General features: G+C 31.7%; 17 protein-coding genes. 9 read left to right on the top strand and 8 right to left on the bottom strand.

The window, feature by feature from the left end:
* The first annotated feature begins 5 nt into the window (after positions 1 to 5).
* From WN975_RS16880 to WN975_RS16845, 8 genes are all read left to right on the top strand, one after another.
* Positions 6 to 2027, top strand: coding sequence for a DUF3857 domain-containing protein (locus WN975_RS16880; protein ID WP_337967527.1), 2022 nt, complete (start codon positions 6 to 8; stop codon positions 2025 to 2027).
* Between the two features lies 1 nt (position 2028).
* The gene (locus WN975_RS16875) at positions 2029 to 4044 is read left to right on the top strand and encodes a DUF3857 domain-containing protein (RefSeq protein WP_337967526.1); all 2016 of its coding nucleotides are present in this window, start codon (positions 2029 to 2031) and stop codon (positions 4042 to 4044) included.
* 1 nt (position 4045) lies between these two features.
* Complete coding sequence (locus WN975_RS16870; RefSeq protein ID WP_337967525.1) at positions 4046 to 6043, top strand: DUF3857 domain-containing protein; 1998 nt, start codon at positions 4046 to 4048, stop codon at positions 6041 to 6043.
* Positions 6044 to 6045: 2 nt separating this feature from the next.
* On the top strand, positions 6046 to 6372 hold the full coding sequence (locus tag WN975_RS16865; RefSeq protein WP_012022600.1) for a nucleotide pyrophosphohydrolase: 327 nt from the start codon (positions 6046 to 6048) through the stop codon (positions 6370 to 6372).
* 133 nt (positions 6373 to 6505) lie between these two features.
* On the top strand, positions 6506 to 7729 hold the full coding sequence (aroA, locus tag WN975_RS16860) for a 3-phosphoshikimate 1-carboxyvinyltransferase (protein ID WP_337967524.1): 1224 nt from the start codon (positions 6506 to 6508) through the stop codon (positions 7727 to 7729).
* Between the two features lie 339 nt (positions 7730 to 8068).
* Complete coding sequence (gene queA / locus WN975_RS16855; protein WP_099709666.1) at positions 8069 to 9118, top strand: tRNA preQ1(34) S-adenosylmethionine ribosyltransferase-isomerase QueA; 1050 nt, start codon at positions 8069 to 8071, stop codon at positions 9116 to 9118.
* 255 nt (positions 9119 to 9373) lie between these two features.
* Positions 9374 to 10648, top strand: a complete 1275-nt coding sequence (gene kynU / locus WN975_RS16850; RefSeq protein ID WP_337967523.1) for a kynureninase — start codon at positions 9374 to 9376, stop codon at positions 10646 to 10648.
* Between the two features lie 282 nt (positions 10649 to 10930).
* Positions 10931 to 11365, top strand: coding sequence for a YMGG-like glycine zipper-containing protein (locus tag WN975_RS16845; RefSeq protein ID WP_337967522.1), 435 nt, complete (start codon positions 10931 to 10933; stop codon positions 11363 to 11365).
* A 66-nt stretch (positions 11366 to 11431) separates the two neighbouring features.
* Here the strand turns inward: WN975_RS16845 and WN975_RS16840 are convergent, their stop codons facing one another.
* Together WN975_RS16840 and WN975_RS16835 are read right to left on the bottom strand one after the other, a co-directional pair.
* Positions 11432 to 13243, bottom strand: coding sequence for a hypothetical protein (locus tag WN975_RS16840; RefSeq protein WP_337967521.1), 1812 nt, complete (start codon positions 13241 to 13243; stop codon positions 11432 to 11434).
* A 410-nt stretch (positions 13244 to 13653) separates the two neighbouring features.
* Positions 13654 to 15216 carry a hypothetical protein gene (locus WN975_RS16835; RefSeq protein ID WP_337967520.1) on the bottom strand — a complete coding sequence of 521 codons (1563 nt, stop codon included), beginning with the start codon at positions 15214 to 15216 and terminating at the stop codon, positions 13654 to 13656.
* A 117-nt stretch (positions 15217 to 15333) separates the two neighbouring features.
* Here WN975_RS16835 and WN975_RS16830 point away from each other — a divergent pair, with 117 nt between their 5' ends.
* Positions 15334 to 17724 (top strand): penicillin acylase family protein, encoded by a 2391-nt coding sequence (locus tag WN975_RS16830; RefSeq protein ID WP_337967519.1) that lies wholly within the window; start codon positions 15334 to 15336, stop codon positions 17722 to 17724.
* A gap of 101 nt (positions 17725 to 17825) precedes the next feature.
* Here WN975_RS16830 and WN975_RS16825 read toward each other — a convergent pair whose 3' ends face one another.
* From WN975_RS16825 to WN975_RS16800, 6 genes are all read right to left on the bottom strand, one after another.
* Positions 17826 to 18254 carry a hypothetical protein gene (locus WN975_RS16825; protein WP_337967518.1) on the bottom strand — a complete coding sequence of 143 codons (429 nt, stop codon included), beginning with the start codon at positions 18252 to 18254 and terminating at the stop codon, positions 17826 to 17828.
* 128 nt (positions 18255 to 18382) lie between these two features.
* On the bottom strand, positions 18383 to 18832 hold the full coding sequence (locus WN975_RS16820) for a hypothetical protein (RefSeq protein ID WP_337967517.1): 450 nt from the start codon (positions 18830 to 18832) through the stop codon (positions 18383 to 18385).
* Positions 18833 to 19038: 206 nt separating this feature from the next.
* Positions 19039 to 20496 (bottom strand): serine hydrolase, encoded by a 1458-nt coding sequence (locus WN975_RS16815; protein WP_337967516.1) that lies wholly within the window; start codon positions 20494 to 20496, stop codon positions 19039 to 19041.
* Between the two features lie 236 nt (positions 20497 to 20732).
* The gene (locus WN975_RS16810; protein ID WP_337967515.1) at positions 20733 to 21200 is read right to left on the bottom strand and encodes a nuclear transport factor 2 family protein; all 468 of its coding nucleotides are present in this window, start codon (positions 21198 to 21200) and stop codon (positions 20733 to 20735) included.
* Positions 21201 to 21247: 47 nt separating this feature from the next.
* On the bottom strand, positions 21248 to 22777 hold the full coding sequence (locus WN975_RS16805; protein WP_337967514.1) for a class A beta-lactamase-related serine hydrolase: 1530 nt from the start codon (positions 22775 to 22777) through the stop codon (positions 21248 to 21250).
* Between the two features lie 79 nt (positions 22778 to 22856).
* Positions 22857 to 23663 (bottom strand): AraC family transcriptional regulator, encoded by an 807-nt coding sequence (locus WN975_RS16800; RefSeq protein ID WP_337967513.1) that lies wholly within the window; start codon positions 23661 to 23663, stop codon positions 22857 to 22859.
* Positions 23664 to 23711: the final 48 nt, after the last annotated feature.

Below are 23711 nucleotides of genomic sequence, written 5' to 3'. Positions count from 1 at the left end.
TCAAAATGAAATTTATTAAACTTTTTAGTCTTTCAATTCTTTTATTGTTTGTCTCAAACGTAACTGCGCAAGAATTTAAATTAGGAAAAGTATCCATCGCCGAATTGGAGCAAAAAGTGCACCCTAAAGATTCGTCTGCGGTTGCTGCAATATTGTATAAAAGAGGGAAATCTAAAATCGAATACGATCAAAATGATGGTTTTATCAGTTTGACTGAAGTAGAAACCAGAATTAAAATTTATAAAAAAGAAGGTTATAATTGGGCAAACCAAAGTGTTTTATACTATAACACTGATGGTTCTAAGGAGAAAGTTGATTTTAATGATGCTGTTACTTATAATTTAGTAAATGGCAAAATTGAAAAGACAAAACTCGCGAGTAACGGAATTTTTAATGAAGTTGTTAGTAAATATAGAGGAAGAAAAAAAATAACAATGCCTAATGTTAAAGAAGGTTCAGTTATAGAATTTAGTTACGTTATCAGAAGTCCTCGTGACGGATCGATTCGTGAGTGGGATTTTCAGACTAGTATTCCTGTAAATTATTCTGAATTTAAAACTTATATTCCAGAATATTATGTTTTTAATTCGAAACAAAAAGGATATGTTTATCCTAAAGTTACTGCAGAAAGAAAGAGTAAATCGATTCTTTTTACGGTTAAAGAAAGATCTGGCGGCAGCGGATTTACTGCTGTAAGAACAGATGTGTCTACTGAAAAGTTCGATTATTTAGAAAATCAAACAACTTATACAGCAGTTGATTTTCCAGCTATGAAAGATGAGGATTTTGTGAATAATATTGATAATTATACTTCAAGTGTTCAACATGAATTAGCGATGATAAATTGGCCTAATAGTCCAACAAAATCATTTTCGACAGATTGGAATTCAGTTGTAAAAACAATTTATGATTATGATGATTTTGGTCCTGAATTAAACAAAACTGGTTATTTTGAAGAAGACTTGAAAAAAGTATTAGCAGATAAAAATACTAGTGACGAAAAAATACTGGCTATTTTAAACTATGTAAAATCTAGTGTAAAATGGAATGATTATCTAGGTTATAGCTGTGATAACGGTGTTAAAAAAGCTTATAAAGAAAAAACAGGGAATATTGCTGATATAAATTTAATGCTAACAGCAATGTTGCGTTATGCAGGTTTGACGGCAAATCCGGTTTTGGTAAGTACTCGTTCTAACGGAATTGCAATTTTTCCAAATAGAACAGCTTTTAATTATGTAATTGCTGCAGTCGAAACTCCAAACGGAAATATTTTATTAGATGCATCTAATAAATTTTCAGCACCAAATATTTTACCTTTTGAAGTATTAAACTGGTACGGAAGATTAATTCGTAAAGACGGAACTTCTGAACAAGTTGATTTGATGCCTAAGAAAGCTTCGGCTGATACTGTTTTTATGACTTATAGTCTTGATGCTGAAGGAAAAGTTACAGGTAAGGTTAGAAGACAATGTACAGACTACAATGCAATGATAACCAGAGGTAATATTGATGCCGTAAAAGAGGAAGAATATTTAGAAAAACTGGAGAATAGTAATGAAAAAATAGAAATAAGTGATTATTCCCGAACAAATGAAAAAGATATTTTATTGCCAACAATTGAGAGTTATTCTTTTACAGGTAATAATTTAACTGAAGTAATTGGAGGGAAAATCTATGTTCGTCCGATGTTGTTTTTTGCCAATGATAGAAACCCTTTTAAACAAGATATTAGAGAATATCCGGTAGATTTTGGATTTCCATTTGTTGACAAATACAATATTTCATTAAAAATTCCTGAAGGCTTTACTACAGAAGTATTGCCACAACCAGTTGTTTATAACATGCAGGATAATTTAGGAAGCTTTAAATTTAATATTATGGCTAACGGAAATGTATTGCAAATAAGTATTCAGCATCAAATTAATGAGGCAATTGTTTCTGTTGAACAATATGAAATGCTAAAAGAGTACTACAAAGGAATGATCGCTAAAGAAACAGATAAAATTGTTTTAAAGAGAATATAACATGAAAGCCCAAATTAGAATAGCAATTTTTTTATTTTTTATTTTTAGTGTTTCAAAAAGCAATGCGCAAAATTATGAATTAGGGAAAGTTTCAATTGCCGAATTAGAACAAAAAGTGCATCCAAAAGATTCTTCTGCGGTTGCTGCAATATTGTATAGAAAAGGCAAAGTAAGAATTGAATATGATCCTAGTGAAGGATTTGTTGCTCTGACAGATGTTGAAACAAGAATTAAAATCTATAAAAAAGAGGGTTATGATTGGGCTACACAAAAAGTTTGGTATTATAACTACTATGATTTAAAAGAGCGTGTATTTTTTAATGATGCTGTAACTTATAATTTAGTAAATGGAAAAATTGAAAAAACAAAACTTAAAAGCGATGGAACATTTGATGAAGTTCTAAATAAATACAGAGGGCAAAAAAAGATTACAATGCCCAATGTCAAAGAAGGATCTGTTATAGAATTTAGATATACGATTAAATGTCCGCGACCTAGTATTATTAGAGAATGGGATTTTCAAACTTCTATTCCTGTGAATTATTCTGAGTTTTCGACTTTTATTCCTGAGTATTATGATTTTAATTTAAGACAAAAAGGATATATCTTTCCTAAAAGTGTAACAGAAAAAAAGCCTAAGTCAGTAATCTTAACGAGCAAGGAAAGATCAGATGGCCGTGTTGCAGAAACTACATTTTCGACAGATAAAATAGATTACATAGAGACTCAAACAACGTACAAAGCGATAGACTTTCCAGCAATGAAAGAAGAAGCTTTTGTAAATAACATTGATAATTACGTTTCAAGTATTCAATATGAATTGTCTTCGATTAAATTTCCAAATTCAGCTTTGAAGAATTTTTCAACTGATTGGAGTTCGGTTACAAAAACAATCTACGAATACGAAGATTTTGGGCCTGAATTGAACAAAACAGGATATTTTGAAGATGATCTTAAAATACTTCTTGCAGGAAAAAACACTACTGAAGAAAAGATTGCCGTTATTTTAAATTATGTAAAAGCCAATGTAAAATGGAACGGCTACATGAGTTACAGTTGTGATAGTGGAGTTAAAAAAGCATATAAAGAAAAAACAGGAAATAGTGCAGATATCAATTTAATGCTAACTGCTATGTTGCGTTATTCTGGTTTAACAGCAAATCCGGTTTTGGTAAGTACACGTTCAAACGGAATTGCTTTATTTCCTAACAGAACAGCTTTTAATTATGTAATTGCAGCGGTTGAAACACCAAATGGAAATGTCTTAATCGATGCTACTGAAAAATTTTCGGCACCAAATATCTTGCCTTTAAGAGTTTTAAACTGGTCAGGAAGATTGATTAGAAAAGACGGAACATCTGAAGAAATTAATTTAATGCCAGCCAAAACATCAGAGGATACTGTTTTTATGAATTATAGTATTGATGCTGAAGGTAAAGTTACAGGAAAGACCAGAAGACAATGCACGGATTATAATGCAATGATAACCAGAGATAATATTGTTGGTGTAAAAGAAGAAGATTATCTTGAAAAACTCGAAAATCAACATGGTAAAATTGAAATTAGCGAGTATTCCAGAACAAACGAAAAAGATATTTTGTTGCCAACTATAGAGAGTTATTCGTTTTCAGGAAATAATTTATGCGAAGTAATTGGAGGTAAAATTTATGTAAGTCCAATGTTGTTTTTTACGGAAGATAAAAACCCATTCAAGCAGGAAGTTCGAGAATATCCGGTTGATTTTAGTTATCCATTTTTAGATAAATATAAAATTACAATTCAAATTCCTGAAGGTTTTGTTGTTGAAACTTTACCTGTTTCAGCAGTCATTAACATGGAAGATAATTTGGGGAGTTTTAAGTTTAATATTGCTGCTAATGCGAATGTGCTACAATTAAGTATTGCACATCAAATAAATGAAGCAATTATTTCTGCTGAAAAATATGAGATGTTAAAAGAATATTACCAAGGAATGATTGCAAAAGAAACAGAAAAGATCGTTTTAAAAAGAATATAACATGAAATTCCAAAGTAGTATAGTAATCGTTTTTTTATTTTCAATTTTAAGTGTTTCCAAAATAAATGCACAAAATCAGGAATTAGGAAAAGTTACTATTGCTGAATTACAGGAAAAAGTACATCCAAAAGACACTACCGCTCCCGCAGCAATTTTATTCAAAAAAGGAAAAACGTTTTTAACTTATAATAAAGACAGAGGGTTCTCAGTAAATAACGTTTATGAATTTAAGATCAAAATTTATAAAAAAGAAGGATTATATTGGGCCAATCAAAAAGCACGTTTCTACATTGGATATGAAAATTTAAACGAAGACAGAGTTGACTTTTCAGATGCCGTAACGTATAATCTGGAAAACGGAAAAATTGTAAAAACGAAACTTGACAATCAAGGGAGTTTTACAAAAAATATAAATAAATACTGGAGCGAAAAAATAATAACGTTGCCAAATGTAAAAGAAGGCTCGATAATAGAATACAAATATGTTCTTAGATCCGAAAACATTGTTAAGCTTCCGGATTTTCAAATTCAGTATGATGTTCCGTTAAATTATTTTGAGTATAAAACCGAAATTCCGGAGATGTATATTTATAAACCAATTTTGATAGGCAGACTTCCAATAGTTACTGATTCTAAATTGATTAATGGTGGTCAGAGTTTTGAAAACGAACATAATCAAACCGCTAGACTTTCGTACAGACAAATTAATTCGATTTTTTCAGGAAAAGATATTCCGGCGCTTACAGAAGAACCTTATGTAAACAATCCTATTAATTACAGAGGATCGATTCAGCATGAATTAGAAAGAATTAGATATGTCGATCAACCGGATAAAGATTACACGGTTACTTGGGAAGGCGTAGCGACAACAATTTTTAAAGATGAAAATTTCGGAAAAGAACTTAATGAAAGAAGTTTTTTGCTGGAAGATGTAAAGCGATTATTGGCAAATGTTGAAGCGCCAAGCGAAAGATTAGATATCATCTTCAAGTTTGTTCAGAATAAAATGAATTGGGACGAAACCAGAGGATGTTATACTGATAAAGGTGTTGTAAAAGCCTATAAAGATCAGACAGGAAATGTTGCCGAAATTAATTTCATCTTGATTGATATGCTTAAAATAGCCGGCATAGATGCAAATCCAGTTTTGGTTAGTACAATCGAAAACGGAGTTCCGGTTTATCCAACACGTACCGGATTTAATTATGTAATTGCCGCTGCCGAAATCGACGGAAAACAAATACTTCTGGATGCAACTCATAAATTTACTGCGCCTAATATTTTGCCATTAAATGTTTTAAATTGGAAAGGGCGATTAATTAAGAAAGATGGTACTTCCCAAGAAATTAATTTAGATCCCGTTACTCAATCTCGCGAAATATCAAGTTTGATGGTTAAGATGGATGCCAAGGGAAAAATGGAAGGGAAAGTCAGAATTCAAAGAACAGATTATGATGCTTATAATTTTAGAGTTCGAAATGCAGACAAGAACGAAGAAAGCTATCTTGAAAAGTTTGAAGAAGAATTAGGAAGCTTAAAGATTTCAAATTATACCGTTGAGAATAAAAAGACAAATTTAGCAGGTCCGGTGTTAGAGACTTTTGCCTTTACGTCAGAGAATCAATCGGATATTATAAAAGATAAAATTTTTATCAATCCGTTATTGTTTTTTACTAGAAGCAAGAATCCTTTTAAACAGGAAAATAGACAAATGGCTATTTATTTTGGCTATCTTACAATGGAAAGATTTGCTATAAATTTAGAAATTCCTGAAGGATATATGGTAGAGTCTTTACCTGCTCCCGTTCGTGTTACTTTAGGAGATAAAGAAATCGTATTTTCATTAAACACTTCAAGTGATGGAAATAAAATTCAAATTTTGAGCACAAAAGAAATTAACAGTAGTATTTTTGCGCCTGACGCATATCAGGGATTAAAAGATCTCTTTCAGAAAATGATTGCGAGTCAGAACGAAAAAATTATTCTTAAAAAAATTTAATCATGGATTTGAAAAATGCACAACTTGATGTTGATACCTGGATAAAAGAACACGGAGTTCGCTATTTTAACGAATTGACAAATATGGCGCAACTTACAGAAGAAGTTGGTGAAGTTGCCAGAATTATTGCGCGCAGATATGGCGAACAATCTGAAAAAGAAAGTGATAAAAATAAAGATTTAGGAGAAGAATTAGCCGATGTTGTTTTTGTGGTTTTATGTCTTGCCAACCAAACGGGAATTGATTTACAAGCTGCTTTTGATAAAAAAATGGATTTGAAATCGGTTAGAGATAAAGACCGTCATAAAAACAACGATAAATTAAAATAATTGTGAAATATCGCTCATAAGCTTTGAATTATGAGTTTTGAATTTTGAATTATGAGTGTGGAGTGGTAAATTGCGAGGCGAATTACGTTTCTAATCATTCCTAATTCATAATATACAATTTACAATTTAAAAAATGAATTTACTACTCCAGACAACTCAACATAATTTACAAGGACAAATTGCAGTAACAGGATCAAAAAGCGAGACAAATCGTTTATTGTTGTTAAAAGCATTATTTCCAAATATTACATTGGCAAATACTTCAAATTCTGATGATAGCGAAGTAATGCAAAAAGCCTTAATTGGAAATGACGAAATTGTAGACATTCATCACGCAGGAACTGCAATGCGTTTTTTGACAGCATATTTTGCTGTAAATGAAGGTCGCGAAGTGGTGATGACAGGTTCAAGCAGAATGCAGGAACGCCCGATAAAAATTCTAGTGGAAGCTTTAGGACAATTGGGAGTTGAGATTTCTTATGAAAAAGAAGAAGGTTATCCGCCAATTCGAATTAAAGGAAAAAAAGTAACCGCTTCAAAAGTTACTTTGGCAGCAAATGTAAGCAGTCAATATATTTCGGCACTTTTACTTGTAGCTTCAAAATTAGAAAATGGTTTAGAATTGACATTAGAAGGAGAAATTACTTCAATTCCATATATTAAAATGACTTTGGCTTTGCTAAACGATTTAAATATTCAAACTAGTTTTGAAGGAAACGTGATTAAAGTTTATCCAAAATCTGAAGTTGAAACCAAAGAAATGGTAGTAGAATCAGATTGGAGTTCAGCATCTTACTTCTTTAGTTTGGTAGCTTTGGCAGATACAGCTTCAATTACTTTAAGCAGTTATAAAGAAAATAGTTTACAAGGAGATTCAGAATTAGTTTCACTTTATGAAAAATTAGGAGTGAAGACTACTTTCCAGGACAATAAAATGACTTTGGTAAAACAAGAAAATTTTAAATTTGAAACTGTAAACTTTGAGCTAAATAATACACCAGACATTGCACAAACTATTGTTGTAACTTGTTTAGGTTTAGGAATTGGTTGCCATTTAACAGGCCTTCATACTTTAAAAATTAAAGAAACAGATAGACTGGAAGCGCTTAGAATTGAGTTGACAAAATTGGGAGCGAATATTTCTGTTACCAATGATAGTTTGACTTTAGTTGAATCAGAAAATATTAATCATAATGTAAAAATTGCCACTTACAACGATCACCGCATGGCAATGGCATTCGCACCTTTAGCTTTGAAAGTGCCAATTATTGTTGAAAATGCTGAAGTAGTTTCTAAATCATACCCTGATTTCTGGAATGACCTGAAAGAATTAAATTTCCAAATTTCTGAATTGTAGGTTTTAAATCTTATAAGATATATAAGTTCATTTAAATAAATGAGCATAATTTAAATAGCCCCTAGTTTTAACTAGGGGTTTTTTGTTGATATTTTTTCGGCTTTAGCCAAATTAAAACGCTTCTAAATTTTTAAGAATCCAAATTAAATGAACTTATATATCTTATATGGTTTAAAAACGCCTTTTTTGTGTTGCCGAAACTCCACTAAATCAACGACTTTTGAAAATAAACATCAAAACACTTGACAACGCCTATCTCACAGTCGTATATTTGCACACGATTAAAAATCAGGTATTCAAATAATCCTGATTGAAATCTATAACTCATAACTTTCTCAAATGAAATTATCACATTTTCAGTTTAATTTACCGAAAGAACTTTTAGCGGAATTCCCGGCAGAAAATAGAGACGAATCTCGTTTAATGGTAATCGATCGTCAAAAACAAACTATAGAACATAAAATGTTTAAAGATGTTATCAATTATTTTGATGACGGAGACGTTTTGATTCTTAACAATACTAAAGTTTTCCCTGCACGTTTGTACGGAAACAAAGAAAAAACAGGAGCAAGAATTGAAGTTTTCTTATTAAGAGAATTAAATTCAGAGCAACGTCTTTGGGACGTTTTAGTTGATCCGGCTAGAAAAATCCGTATTGGAAACAAACTTTATTTTGGTGACGACGATTCATTAGTTGCTGAGGTAATTGACAATACAACTTCTCGTGGTAGAACTTTACGTTTTTTATATGACGGTTCTTACGAAGAATTCAGAAACAAATTGACAGAACTTGGAGAAACTCCAATTCCTAAATACATCAATAGAGAAGTAACTGCAGAAGATGCTGAAAGATACCAAACTATTTATGCAAAAGAAGAAGGAGCTGTAGCTGCACCAACTGCTGGTTTACACTTCTCAAAACACCTTTTGAAAAAATTAGAAATCAAAGGAGTTAATTTTGCTGAAGTAACATTACACGTTGGTTTAGGAACTTTTAATCCAGTTGAGGTTGAAGATTTATCTAAACACAAAATGGATTCTGAAGAATTGATTATTAATCAGGAAGCTTGTGATATTGTAAATGCTGCAAAAGCAAGCAGAAAACGTATTTGCGCTGTTGGAACAACTTCAATGCGTGCAATTGAAAGTTCTGTTTCTTCTCAAAATACTTTAAATCCTTATGAAGGATGGACAAATAAATTTATTTTCCCTCCTCATGATTTTAGTATTGCAAACTGTATGATTACAAATTTCCACACACCAAAATCAACATTATTAATGATGATTTCTGCTTTCTGTGGACATGATTTAATGAAAAGAGCATACGAAGAAGCAATCAAAGAAGGATATAAATTCTATTCTTACGGAGATGCGATGTTAATTCTTTAATTAGAATTTATCTTATAAAGAGACCCGACAAGTTTTTAAAACCTGTCGGGTTTTCTGTTTTTTAATAGTTTTGTTTCAAGTTCATTATGAAATATTAAACGCAAAGCATTGCGAACTTTGCGTTTGTAAACGTTAACCTAGATAAAAATCCTTGCGAACTTTGCGGTTAAATCTCCAAAGTATATCAATGTAAAACTTGAAACATGAAACAAAACAAACAAAATTTGTTATTTTAGCAGACAAAACAAAAACACAATGACTTTTCAAAATACACGCGAATTTGCACGAGAGCTTGATTCGCAAGACACACTAAATCATTATCAGGATCAATTTATTTTTCCGAAAGTAAATGACAAACGAGTTATTTATTTTACAGGAAATTCACTTGGATTACAGCCAAAACGTACCAAAGCTTACATCGATGAAGTAATGAAGGATTGGGCAGATCTTGCAGTCGAAGGACATTTTTATGCTAATAAACCATGGTGGGATTATCAGGAAAGATTTGCAGAACCATTGAGTAAAATAGTTGGTGCTTTGCCATCAGAAGTTACGGTAATGAATACTTTGACTGTAAATCTTCACTTATTGATGGTTTCTTTTTATCAGCCAAAAGGGAAACGTTATAAAATTATCTGCGAAGAAAAAGCATTTCCTTCAGATCAATATATGTTTCAGAGTCAGGTTCATTTTCATGGTTATAAAACCGAAGATGCAATTGTAGAAATAAAACGTCGCGAAGGAGAACATAACATTCGCCTTGAAGATGTTCTTGCAAAAATTGAAGAAGTTGGTGATGAACTGGCTTTAGTTTTAATTGGAGGAGTAAATTATTATACCGGACAAGTTTTCGATATTAAAACAATTACCGAAGCAGGACAAAAAGCCGGAGCAAAAGTAGGTTGGGATTTGGCGCACGCTGCTGGAAACATCAAACTTGAACTTCATGATTGGAATGTGGATTTTGCTGCTTGGTGCAGTTATAAATATATGAATTCAGGACCAGGAAATGCTTCTGGATGTTTCGTTCACGAAAAACATCATAATAATCCTGACTTGCCAAGATTTGCAGGTTGGTGGGGACACAATAAAGAACGCCGTTTTAAAATGGAACCTAATTTTGATCCTGTTCACGGAGCTGATGGCTGGCAGATTAGTAATTTACCCGTACTTTCTTTGGCGCCTTATTTAGCATCTGTAGAAATGTTTGCAGAAGTTGGAATGGATGCTTTGATCAAAAAGAGAGATCATATTACGTCATACTTAGAATTCATATTACACGAAATTGATAAAGAAGTAAAAGGTAATTTCGAAATTATCACACCTTCAAATCCAATAGAAAGAGCTTCTCAATTGTCTGTTTTTTTACATGGAGAAGGAAGAAGTTTATTTGATTATCTAATGAAAAATGGAGTAATTACAGATTGGCGTGAACCAAATGTAATTCGTTTAGCTCCAGTTCCTCTTTATTGTTCTTATGAAGATATGTTTGATTTTGGACAAATCCTTAAAAAAGGAATTTTAGGTTAATAAATATTAATCTCGCAAAGACGCCAAGTCGCAAAGTTTTTTTTGTTTCACGCAGATTTTACAGATTTAAGCTGATTCTTAATCATTTTAATTATTTAATCCGTGGCTAAATAAAACTTAGCGACTTTGCGTCTTTGCGAGATATTTTTCATAGTTTTTAAAAATAATCTGCGTGAAAAAACATTACAATCTTCAAATTCTGTAACCATTAAACAAAATCATGTAACTTCAACAAAACATATCTTCTTTACTTTGTAGTGTAATAATTTAAAAACTACAATCATGAAAGCCATATACATATTATTCGCCGCTTTATCAATCGTTTCTTGTCAAAACCAAGGACAAGGGAAAGAAGATATCAATAAAGCAAAACAAGCTAGTATTGATTCAATGAAAGTTGAAATAAACCGACAAAAAGTTATTGATTCAATGCGAACAGAAATGGCCAATTTAAGAGAAGAGAGAAAAGTCGAATCTCAAAAAGTTGTAGTAGTACACCAACAAGCTGATGGAACTGCAACAACAACTACGACCAAAAAGAAAGGTTGGAGTAATACAGCTAAAGGAGCCGTAATTGGTGCCGGAGTTGGAGCTGTTACCGGAGCCGTGATCAGTAAGAAAAAAGGTGAAGGTGCCATAATTGGTGGTTTGGCCGGAGCTGCGGTTGGTACCGGAACAGGAGCAATCCTTGACGGAAGTAAAAAGAAAAAAGAATAGACATTTAAGTCTTAAGTTTATAATAATAAAAATCCCGATTCAGAATCTTGAATCGGGATTTTTGTTTTATGCCACTTTTAAAATTGGAATAGTAATTTGAGCTAATTCTGATTTATAAAATTCAAAATCTCTTTTTATCTTATTTAAATCTTCTTTAAAGTAAATAGCTGGAGAAAGTAACGTTTGATAATATTCAATTCCTTCCAGAATATTCGCTTTAAAAGTATTCCATTTTTTTAGTTGTGCATTGGTGATTTCTCCAGAAATAGAATCAATTTCATTTTTGAAGTAGTCAATGTACATTTTTAATTCTTTCACAAAAACATTTGGTCTGTTTTCAGTTCTCAGAATCGATTTATTTCCATAAATATGACCCAACATATCAGACAAAGAAACTTCGTGGTCAAAATAAGCCATATTTGGCCCTGGACAAATAACAACACCTTGCGCTTGTCCTTTGATCTTAATATCGTTTTCTAAATAAGCAGCATTTGCTAAACCGACGCATAAACATGATTTTTCAGTGATATCAAATTTTGCCTTTTCAAAAGCTTCATGAGAAAGTGTATTTTTTATGATTTCTAATTCTTCAAGTTTATGATCCTGAAATTTTTTAGACGCTGTACAAATTCCGTGGGGATCATATTCTTTACTTAAAGCAAGAAATTTTTTCGGACAAGAACTTCCGGCTTTATTTTGTTCAATTCTTTTTTGTTTTACGATTTCATTCGTGGTTCCTCTTAAAGTATTAAACGGAACTCCCAAAGGAGAAATGTGACTCAAATATAAATCTTCTTCTTTGGCATTCATTAATAATTCACGAGTCGCTTTGTCTACAGAAGTTGCTTCCGGAACCAATAAAAATGGAGATCCCCAACCAACAGAATCTACTTTGTAATTTTCTAATAAAAACTCATGTTCTTCAGAAGTTCCTACGCCGCCCTGAACAGTAATTTTAAGCGGTAAAGGATTCTCAGGCGCGTAAGCTTGTTTTTGCTGTAATACTTTTTTCATCAATTCGTGTGCAGATGAAATAAGCTGATCTTTTTTTTGTTTAAACTCTTCCAGAATCGGACCTAATAAAAGTCCGTCTGTAGCAAAAGCATGTCCGCCACAATTTAGTCCGGATTCAATTCGATATTCCGAAACCCAAAGTCCTTTTTTGGCTAAAAAATTTCCCTGAATCATTGCAGATCTAAAATCACTTACTTTTAAGATAATTTTCTTCTTAAGTTCATTATTTGGATTTGGAAAGAAATCGGAAAAATTTTCGAAATAACTATATAATCTCGGATTCATTCCCGCAGAAAGAACAACAGAAGATTCAAGATTGCTATTTGCAAAACCTCTTAAAGCTGCGTGCGCATCATTAAATTCAATAGGAAGTTGTTCGTCTTTATCGAAATTATCTTTATCAAGTTTTGTCATGATATTTACATCAATTAAACCTGGCGAAAGATGAGATTCAATATAATTCTGAATGTTTTCTTTAAAAGAAATTCCATCATCCAATAAATTCTGAAAACCTTTTTTGATGTCTGATGTATTAGGCAACATCGCAATATAATTTTCTACGGCAGTTTTGCTTTCGATTAATTCCGCTTTAAAAGTGTCGAATTTTTGTTTTACAATTTTGTCTACTAAATTAAGATAAGAAGTAATTCTTTGCGCTCTGTAATCCTGAAATTTCTGGCTGATTTCTTCGTACGGAAAATTGAATTTCGTACTATAAAAATTACGCATCTTTTCAATCAAATCATCATCTGCAATAGAAACAACAGATGAAATACCGTATTGCGCCACTCTAATCGGGCTGTCAATTGTATATGCGAGTCCCATTACTGGAATATGAAAAGTGTGTAAAGGCTTTTTTGTCATTTGTTTTAAAATTAAAATAGAAACAAATGTTAGAAAAAGAAATTACTTAAAACCTGATAATTGTCAGGTTTGTAAAAAGTTATGCGATGTTTTTTGCCACGAATTCACGAATTATTTTTGAATAACTGCACTTCTGTTAAATCCTGTTATATGTGAGATGTCGTGTAGTTACCTTTGTCAAAGTTTTAAACTTTGACAAAGGTTTGCGTAATGCTATTAGCCTCAATCTTGTCATTTCGAAGAATGAGAAATCACACTAGAAACTCCGCAATTTAAGTCGCCAATCTTTGTCGAGCTACTTGTGTGATTTCTCATTCTTCGAAATGACAAAGACAACAAGGAATAACATAAAAATTAATTCGTTCTAATTCGTGAATTCTTGGCAACAAAAATATTCGTGACGAAAAAAATCAAATCAAAATTTTCTTCAAAGACTCAGCGATACTTCTCCATAAAAAGTTGTAAAATGATTTCTCAGGAATACGTTCGAGTTCGACATCTGCTTTTTTGCTTTTATCGCCAGAGTCATTTTTTAGCAATAAATTAGCAACAGCAGTTTTTAATTTGGCCTCTTTCTCGCGGTCTTTCTTTTTGAATAATTTTACTTTTAAATCTTCGTAATCAAGCGTTGCATTTCCTTTGGCGCTGTTATCATTTCCATAAAAATTAAAATGATATTTATTGAATTTTCCTGTAAAAGAAGTGTTTATGTATGGCTTTGTAAATCTTTCCATTGCCACAACATTAAAATTAGAGATCGTTCCCTGAATATGAAAACTGTCTTTTTGATCCAATACATTAAAACTCCAATTGACATTTAAAGGTGATGTTTTCATAAACTGACAATTCACTTTTATCTTAACGTCTGGTGTTTTTGTTAAGCCAAATCCACTTTTGAGATTAGTAACTTGCATGTTGAAATGATCGAAATTCAAAATTCCTGGACCTTTTGAGAAATCAATTTCTTCTTCGTAAACCAGTTTTGATTTAAGAATTTGAATAGTATCGATTTGAAGCGGAAATTTAATTTTTCGCAATAAAGCGTTATAAAGATATTTTTTGCTCAAATCATCTTTAGGGATTTTATTTCGATAGATATTAGCGTCAACATGATTGGCAACAATTGAATTTGCTTTAAAAAAGAAACGCTCATTTTTAAATCCCCAATCCATTTTTTCAATATCTGCCGAATCTAGCTTTATCGTGTAAATATCTTTTTCTTTGTCAAGTTTCTGAACAAATTGCTTACGATTAAATTCAGGTAAATAAGAGAAATTACGGATTCTTAAAAAGTTATTTTCAGTGCTGATTTTGCCAATATTCAAATGATAAAATGCATTTGGTTTATAATATAAACTATCGCAGATCAAAACATATTTTTCAAAATGCATTGGAATTTTCTCTTTCAGCGTAGCATCAGAAATTAAAATACCTTCCAATTTCAAAATAATATTTTTGATGCTAAGGATTGGTTTGTCATTTTTTAACGAAACGACATCGACACTTCCTTCATTTAAATAAATATTCGAAACAGCAATTATTTTCCTAAAAGGCTCGATTATTTCGGTTTTAATACTTTTACGATTGTTTATCAGTTTTTCATCTTTTTTGTACAAGATTACTCTGGCCTTGTTAATCGTGATACTTTCGGCTTGAATGATATCACGAAAAGCTAAATCCCAAATATTAAAATGTTTGATTGTAATGGATTCAATTTTCGAAAAGATTCCGGTTTTTATTTTACTGTTTTCCAATTGATTTTTTGGATGAACCAATAAAGTTTGGGCATAAATATTTCTGGACCAAAGTGACACTTCGATTTTTTCGTATTGAATGTTATACGCTGTTTTATTTTTCTGATCGATAATAATTGGTAATTGTTTTTTTATCCAATAATTAAGACCAATATTGACTAAAATCACAAAAAGAAACAGAGAAATTATGCAGATTGCTATTTTTTTATAGACAGACATTTATAGTATTGATTTTAAATACATAAATTTAGACTTTTAAAAGCGATGTTTCTTACAGGATTTTAGCTTTAAGTTACATCATTACGGAATCATTTATCATTATACTTTTTTATAAATATGAGAAAAATTAAAAAAATTCTGCTGGTTTTATTCTTGTTGATTGTTATTCTTGGAATAGGTTTATGTGCCTATATTTTTCATTTGAAGCCTAAATATGAAGGTGAAGTTCAATTGAAAAATCTCCAGAAAGAAACCACTGTTTATTTTGATGATTTTGGTGTTCCTCATATTTATGCCGATTCTGAAAAGGATGCAATGACAGCTTTGGGTTATGTTCATGCGCAGGAAAGATTATGGCAAATGGAATTACTTCGAAGAATTGCGCCTGGAAGATTGTCTGAAATCTTTGGTTCTGTAGCGCTTAAAAATGATAAGTTTTTCTCGGGAATTGGTATCGAAGAAGCTTCGGATAAAGCGATTGCCAAGTTAGATAAAAACAGTCAGAGTTATAAAATGGCAATGGCTTATCTGGACGGAATTAATCAATATTTAGACGAAGGACCAACACCGGTTGAGTTTACTGTGGTTGGCGTGAAAAAGGAAAAGTTCACGATAAAAGACGTCTACAATATTTTTGGATATATGTCTTTTAGTTTTGCAATGGCTCAAAAAACAGATCCATTATTGACTTTTGTTCGAAACAAATATGGAACTGAATATTTGAAAGATTTAGGAATTAACAGCGAATTTAATACTACGAGAATTAAGATTTCAAAAGAGAATATTGAAGAATATACTTCGATTTCAAAATCTGTGGCAGCGCTGTTGGATAATTCTCCAATTCCTCCATTTGTGGGAAGTAATAGTTGGGTTGCCGGACCAAATAAAACCAAAAGTGGGAAAGTGATTTTTGCAAATGATCCGCATATTGGATTTTCGCAACCGGCAACTTGGTACGAAGCGCATTTGGTAACGCCTGATTTTGAAATGTATGGTTGTTATTTGGCTGGAACTCCATATCCGTTATTGGCTCATAATCGCAATTATGCTTATGGATTGACAATGTTCGAAAATGATGATATTGATTTTTATGAAGAAAAGAATAAAGCTGGAGATGCAAATCAATATCAGACTCCAACTGGTTTTGCAACTTATGAATCGATAAAAAAGACAATAAAAGTAAAAGATACTTCGGATGTGGTTTTGACGGTTAAATCAAGCCGACACGGACCAATAATGAACGATTTATTAGAACGTTTAGGTAAAAAGAATCCAATTGCGATGTCGTGGACTTATACACAACAGCCAATTCAGATTCTTGATGCAATTTATGGACTTTCGCATGCTAAAAGCAAAGACGATTTTAGAAAAGCAGTACAATTGGTTGCCGCACCAGGATTGAATGTAATGTATGGCGATGCTAAAGGAAATGTTGCTTGGTGGGCAACGGGAAAACTTTATAAACATGATAAAGGTGTTAACACGTTTCTTATTTTAGATGGCGCCAGCGGCAAAGATGATATTAAGGAATATCTAGATTTTTCTAAGAATCCGTCTTCCGAAAATCCAAAATGGGGTTATGTTTATTCGGCAAATAATCAACCGGAAGCGATAGATGGTTTTTTATATCCTGGGTATTATTTGCCGGAAGATCGCGCAAAGAGAATTTCGGGTTTAATGGACGCGAAATCTGATTGGGATAAAGAAGCAATCAGTAAAATGATTTTTGATAATACTTCTCCAATTGCGCCGGGCGTGGTTCAGAGTTTGATTTCGAATGTAAATATTAATTCTGCTTCAGCAAAAGAAAAAGAAGCGATCAATATTTTGAAATCATGGAAAGGAACGAATAATCTGGAAGATGTTGCGCCAACGATTTACAACAAATGGGTTTATTTGTATCTGAAAAATACTTTTGAAGACGAAATGGGCGAGGACAATTTTAATTTATTTCTGGATACCTCTTTAGGAAAACAAATTATTGCCAGACAAATTGAAAATGAAAACTCCGTTTGGTGGGATAATATTAAAACCAAAAACGTAAAAGAAAATAGAAGCGATATTGTTTCGAAATCTTTTCACGAAGCTATTGCTGCACTTGAGAAACAATTTGGCAATCAGATTAATGATTGGAATTGGGGAAAAGCGCATACTGTAGAACACGAACATCCGTTAGGAAAAGTGGCTGCATTACGTAAACTATTTAATGTTGGACCTTTTGCTGATCCGGGTTCAAATGAAGTGATAAACAATCAGTTCTTTGGATTTAATAAAGAAGGGAATTATCATGTAAAAGGCGGGCCTTCGACGAGAAGAATTGTCGATTTCTCAGATATTGAAAACAGTTGGAGTATTTTGCCAACCGGACAATCAGGAAATCCGTTTAGCAAACATTATGATGATCAGGCAGAAATGTACAATGCCGGAAAATTCAGAAAAATGAAATTAAATAAAGAGGAAATTATAAAAACTTCGACAAAATTAGTTCTGAAACCGAAAGGAGAGTAAAGTTTTTGTTTCAGGTTTTTTGGAATTTCAGGTTCTCATCTTGCGTAATCTTTGTCAAAGTTTTAAACTTTGACAAAGATTTGAATACCTAAAAGTATAGTTTACAAATTGACATCATTATAATAAGTCAGAAACCATTTGTTTTTGACTCTTTTAAATTTTCTTTCAACTAGAAAACCACTGTCTTTTATCCAATATTTTTCGATAACCATAGTGTCTGATTTTACAAGAGAATGTTCGTATTCTTTGTTTTCAGATTTTTCGACAACGGGAGTTTTAAGGATTTCCCAGTTTTTCGAAGTCCATTCGTTTTTATCAAAACCATCAATTGATTTTCCTTCAATTGGGAAATTTATTCTCGAAAGCTGAAAAATAGAATCTTTGTGAAATTTGATATTAAATTCATCAAAACTTTCAACAACGTTTGCAGTGTTTTTAACTATAAGATTATCTGCCTTTTCTGTGTTTCGATTGCAACTAATAAAAGCAAAAACAAGAAGTAAAAAAGTAATTTTAATTTGATTTCCCATAGAATTGACGGATTAATTATTTAGTATGATCTTTATCAAAGTTTTGAATACTTAGAGCCTTAGTAACTTAGTGTCTTAGCACCTAAAAGAAAAGCCTCTGTTCCTTTTAATCTTTGCAACTTTGAACCTTACTTAGAAATATATCTTCCGCGAACAATATCATTTGCAAATATTTCAAGATTATAGGCAAGTGCATCATTTGTTGTCATTGCATTTGTAGTTTGAAATGCGGTGTCGTTTTGATACGCTTTTAATAAAGTCTCCAGATCTATTTCATTATAAAAGGCAAACATATTATAAACGGCATCTCTGAAGTTTTTGTAATTGATGCTTTCTGTAGTTTCAAGTGTTTTTTGATCGTTCCATTTTTCTGCACTAGCGGCTTCGTTTATGGTAGCTAAGCAAAAATCAATAACGTAGTTTTTGTAATGTGCTGCTTCAACAATTTTGTCAATTATAATTTTATTTTGTTGTGTTGGCATTGCTACTTTTGGTGCAGAAGTCTGAGAAATAGCAACAACCGGAATAAACATGCATACTAATAACACTAAAAGAGTTTGCTTCTTTAATTTTTTCATAGGTTATAATTTGGTATCAAATACAGCTTTTTCAGCTATAAAAATTAGATTTGTTTGGGCAGCGCTAAAGTAGTTTTTTTATAGTAAATATGGAATCGGAAAATGCAATTTCAAACAAAAAACTCCTAAAGTTTTGGTCATAAACCAGAACTTTAGGAGTTGGTAAGATTAGGATTACTGTTTCTGAATGCTAAAACTTAGAAGTATTATTTTTTGGAAATTTCGTCAAGAACCTTTTTGCCGTTTTCGTTTGTTGGATCAAGTTCTACTGATTTTTTATAATTTACAATGGCTAACGTTTTATCGCCATCAGCAAGATAAGCTTCGCCTAAACTGTCATAAGCATTTCCTGATTTTGGAAAAGTTTCTACATTGATTTTAAAAACTTCGATAGCTTCTTTCTTTTTTCCGGTTTGTAATAATTGATATCCAACTTGGTTTATGTCGTTTTCTTTGATTCCGTAAGTAGGATCGCTTTTTAATTTCTTATAAGTATTTGTTCCAATTGTTGCACCTTTTTCAGTGTAAACATCTAAAAGTTCAAATGCCAGTGATTTTTTAGGCTCATCAAAAGACTGATTGTATAGAATCGCTCTGACGCTATTGTTCATTTCGCTTAAAACAGTTCCGCCAGTATTATTCAATAAAACAACTAGGTTTTTATCTGCCGGCATACGCGAAATAACGGTATTAAAACCATTGATTCCTCCGCCATGTTCTATTACTTTTACTTTATCTGTTTTCTTTCCAACGGTTTCTTCGCTTGTAAACCATCCGTAGCCATAAAAATCATTTCCACCTGTTGTGATATAAGGTTTGAATAATAAATCCATTGATTTTGCCGAAAGTAATTTATTGGTATAAAGTGCCTGATCCCAAAGATATAAATCTTCTACAGTAGAATATAAAGAACCTGCTGCATACGGAATACTCATGTCGATAAATGAAGCATTACTAATATTTTTTCCATTTTTTTCATAACCTGAAGCTCTGTTTTTTATGATAACTTCAAAATGATCATAACCTGTATTAGCCATTTTTAGCGGAGTAAGAATAATTTCCTGTAAATATTGCTCGTATGTTTTACCCGAAACTTTTTCGATAATATATCCTAATAAAAAGTAACCTGAATTGCTGTATCTGAATTTTTCGCCAGGAGTAAATTCAAGAGGTAATTTATTGAATGTTTTTATAAAATCTTCCGGAGTATAAGGATTACGGCTTTTGTCTCTAAGAAAATTTGGAGAAGAAGTATAATTTGGAATTCCGGAAGTATGCGTCAATAAATTATGAATCGTTATTTTATCACCAGTTTCTTTCGGATAATCCGGTAAATAAGTGGTAATTGGCACGTCAAGTTTTAGTTTGCCTTCTTCTGCCAATTTAACGATTAGCAAAGCTGTAAATTGTTTACTTATTGAACCTAATCTAAATTTTGTGTTCGGCTGATTCGGAATATCCCATTCCATATTCGCTAAACCATATCCTTTTTTTAGAATAATTTTTCCGTTTTCAGCAATTAATGCAGATCCGTTAAATTGTCCGTATTCCTTGTATTTGGTTAATAATTGGTCAATTTGTTTTGCTTTGTCCTGCGCAGAAACAGCAAGAGAAAACAGTTGCACAAAAAGGCAAACAGCAATTAGTTTGATTGAATTTTTCATTTTGATTGATGATTAGTAATTAAGGTTAATTAAAATGTTATTTGATTTTTTGATTTGATGATTGAAACTTTATAAACATCTGTAATTTAATTTTTTAAACGAAATTACAAATTAAAGCAATGCTTTGAACTATGCTGTAATCTTAATAGACGACAAAAATTTCATTTGGTTTCACATTTAATCAATTTTTTTTCAAATTCCTTTAATTACAATAGTATCAGAACAAATTCTGGAAGTTATTTTTTAATAGGTCTGTGCTCATAACTCACAATTCGTTTTAAGTGCCATTCATTCTCTTTTCGTTCCCAGATATGAATAAACTTTGCGGTTCCTTCTGGTTTACCGTCAAAATAGAAGGTATGCTCGCCTAATTGTACTGCACCAAAATCACCCAATTTATCAATTGTAGTAGAATTTAGTTTTCGGATTAATTTTTTAGACATCGCACATTTAGACATTAAAGATTTTATCTCATTTGCTTTAGAAGCATTTAGTCCGGAACGATCATCATAGAATTCGATGTCGTCAGCAATTATTTTTTTGAAAAGTGTAGTGTCACATTGATTGAAGGCAACTGTGAAAAGTAAACTATCCATTTTGATAATTTCGGTTCTCAACGCAGCCATTTTTAAGACATCTTTATTCGTTTGGGCAAAAGCCGCTTGCGTTAAAAATAGTAGTATAAGAATAAATAGTTTTATCATGAGTTTCATAATTATGATTTTATTAATGTTTTACTTTTGACTCATGTTTATTTCGTTTCGATATCGATTATTTTTTGACCGTTTTCACCCAAATAATGCGTAACTATTTTTTCATAAACTTTATAACCGTCGTCAACATTAGTAAAAATTACTAATCCTTGTTTTGTTTTCGGAAGCAATAAAAATATAGTTTGAACACCTTTATCCGCGCCACCGTGCGACAACGCATAATTATCGTTTCCTAAATCGTAGATCTCAAAACCTAATCCAAAGTATTTGTTTTTCTTAGTCTCTATTTGATGCGATGTCATATCGTCAAAAACTTTTTTACTCAATCCATCGCTATTCATTATGCTGCATAAAAATGTTCCGTAATCTCCAATTGTTGTCAATAAATCATCGGCAGCGTTTACTGTTTTGTTTTTAGTTGGTTCGTAGGCATTTCCTTTATTATCATATCCAATTGCATATCTTGAAACATCAGTTATGTCTTTCCATAAAAATTTAGTGTCAGTCATTTTTAGAGGCTGAAAAATTAATTCATCTGCTAATTGATCCAATGTTTTATGGAATTTCTTTTCTAATGCTTTTCTCAAATATTCTAATCCTTCACCTGAATATTGGTATTTTGTTCCGGGTTTAAATTTAAAATCCAATTTGCCGGATTCGTTCATAAATCTCCAATTTGGGAAACCAGTTTGATGGCTTAAAATAATTCTTGTTGTTAGAAGTTTCGTATTTGGATCATTTGCAATATCCGGATCAGTCCAATATTTATAAAGCGGTTCGTCAAGATCCCATTTTCCGGAACTTACTAATTTTAATGCTACAATTGAAGTTACTGGTTTTGTCAAGGAAGCAACATTCCAAATTGTGTTATAAGGCGCCGAAACTCCTTTTTGAAGTTCTCCAAATACCTTTACTTCTTGTAGTTTTCCGTTGTTGATAACGCCAATTCCTAATGTTGGAATATTATTTTGAGTCAGCCATTTTTCAATTTCCTGATCGTTATCAAAAATATCTGATTTTGTTCCGGCAGTGTTAGTACTTTGATGATCGTAACTAAGAGATCTGGTTAATTTCCAGACACCATTTTCCAGAGTCCATAAATGTGTAAATCTTGCTGTGCTTCCAAATTTTTCTTTAGCGTTTTCAAAAGATTCATTTTTACCAATTGATTTCTCATAAAATTGATGGATTCCTATTTGTACAGCGCCATATAAAACACCTTTGTTATATAGCGGATATATTTCGGTGCTATTTGGGACTAAATATCTTCGAGCTTTATAAGTTTCGCGAGAACCACAAAGACCTTTTTTAAGGTTGAATAAAAATTGAGCTTTATCAGAAGGACCGTCTTTATCATGATAAAATTCAAATTTGTCGCTATAAAGATTCTCAAACTGTGAAATGTCGCAAGTATTAAAGCCAACATTAAACAGAAGGCTGTCTCTTGACATTATGGTTTTGTATATTTCTGAGTTTTTTTCTTCTTGTGAAAAGCCAATTTGGAATTGGAAAAGAAGTATTCCAACTAAGATTGCTTTTAACCGGAAAATTGATTTGTTAATATTCATTTTGTGATTGATTTGATTGATTAATGATTTTGCAATATTAGTTTAATCGGAATTCACAAAATTGTACAAATGCGAAATCTTATCTTTTTTTTGAAAGAAAATACAAATTTGAATTGAACATTTTTGGAGTTGTTTTGGTCACATCTTTAAACTTTTTTATAAAGTGAGACTGATCAAAATATTTATTATAAAGCGCTACATCCGTCAAACTGAGTTTGTCCAGATTGGAATTCACCATTTGATCAACTGACTTTCTGAATTTCAGAATCTGAATATAATTTTTAATCGTAAGTCCGGTTGCCGTTTTAAATTTAATCTGTAATAATCGTTGTGAAACCTTTAAACTCTTTCCAATTTCCGAAACTGTAATTTCTTCATGATGAAGTTTTATAATCTCACAGATCTTTTCGATTGTATTTTTAGTTGGATTTAAAAGGTTTAATTCTTCAAAATAAATGTTGAGTATATTTAGTAATTCTAAAACATCACTATTTAATCCCGAATCAATTTTGGTTGCAAAAGGCAATTCCGTTTGATCAATTTTTAGAATAGAATCTGAAAAATTGCTCAAATCATAATTCGGAAACATCGAAAGTGTCCAGGCGTGCAATTGAATTATTGTAACCTTGGTTTTAGGCTGAATATTAACCAAAACCTTATTAGTCATTTGCGAACAAAAGTAAAAACCTTCGTTCATCGTGTATTTATTTTTGCTCGTATGAACTTCTATTGCATTTCCGCTTACAATTGCCAGATTAAAACAACCATTTGGTAAAACAAGTTTGTTTTCGATCAGGCTTTCGCCGATACTATTATCAAGATACCAAATTTTATTGACAAACCGTTCGCAGTTTTTGCTGACATAATATTCTGAATATAGGTTCATTTTGAGGTTTATGTTGTGTTCTAAAGAAGTAATTTGTTTCTTACTTCT

The organism is uncultured Flavobacterium sp. (assembly GCF_951805225.1).
In the GTDB taxonomy this organism is placed as follows: domain Bacteria; phylum Bacteroidota; class Bacteroidia; order Flavobacteriales; family Flavobacteriaceae; genus Flavobacterium.
Note: the sequence above shows the minus strand (reverse complement) of the source record. Positions and strands in the feature narration are given on the sequence as shown.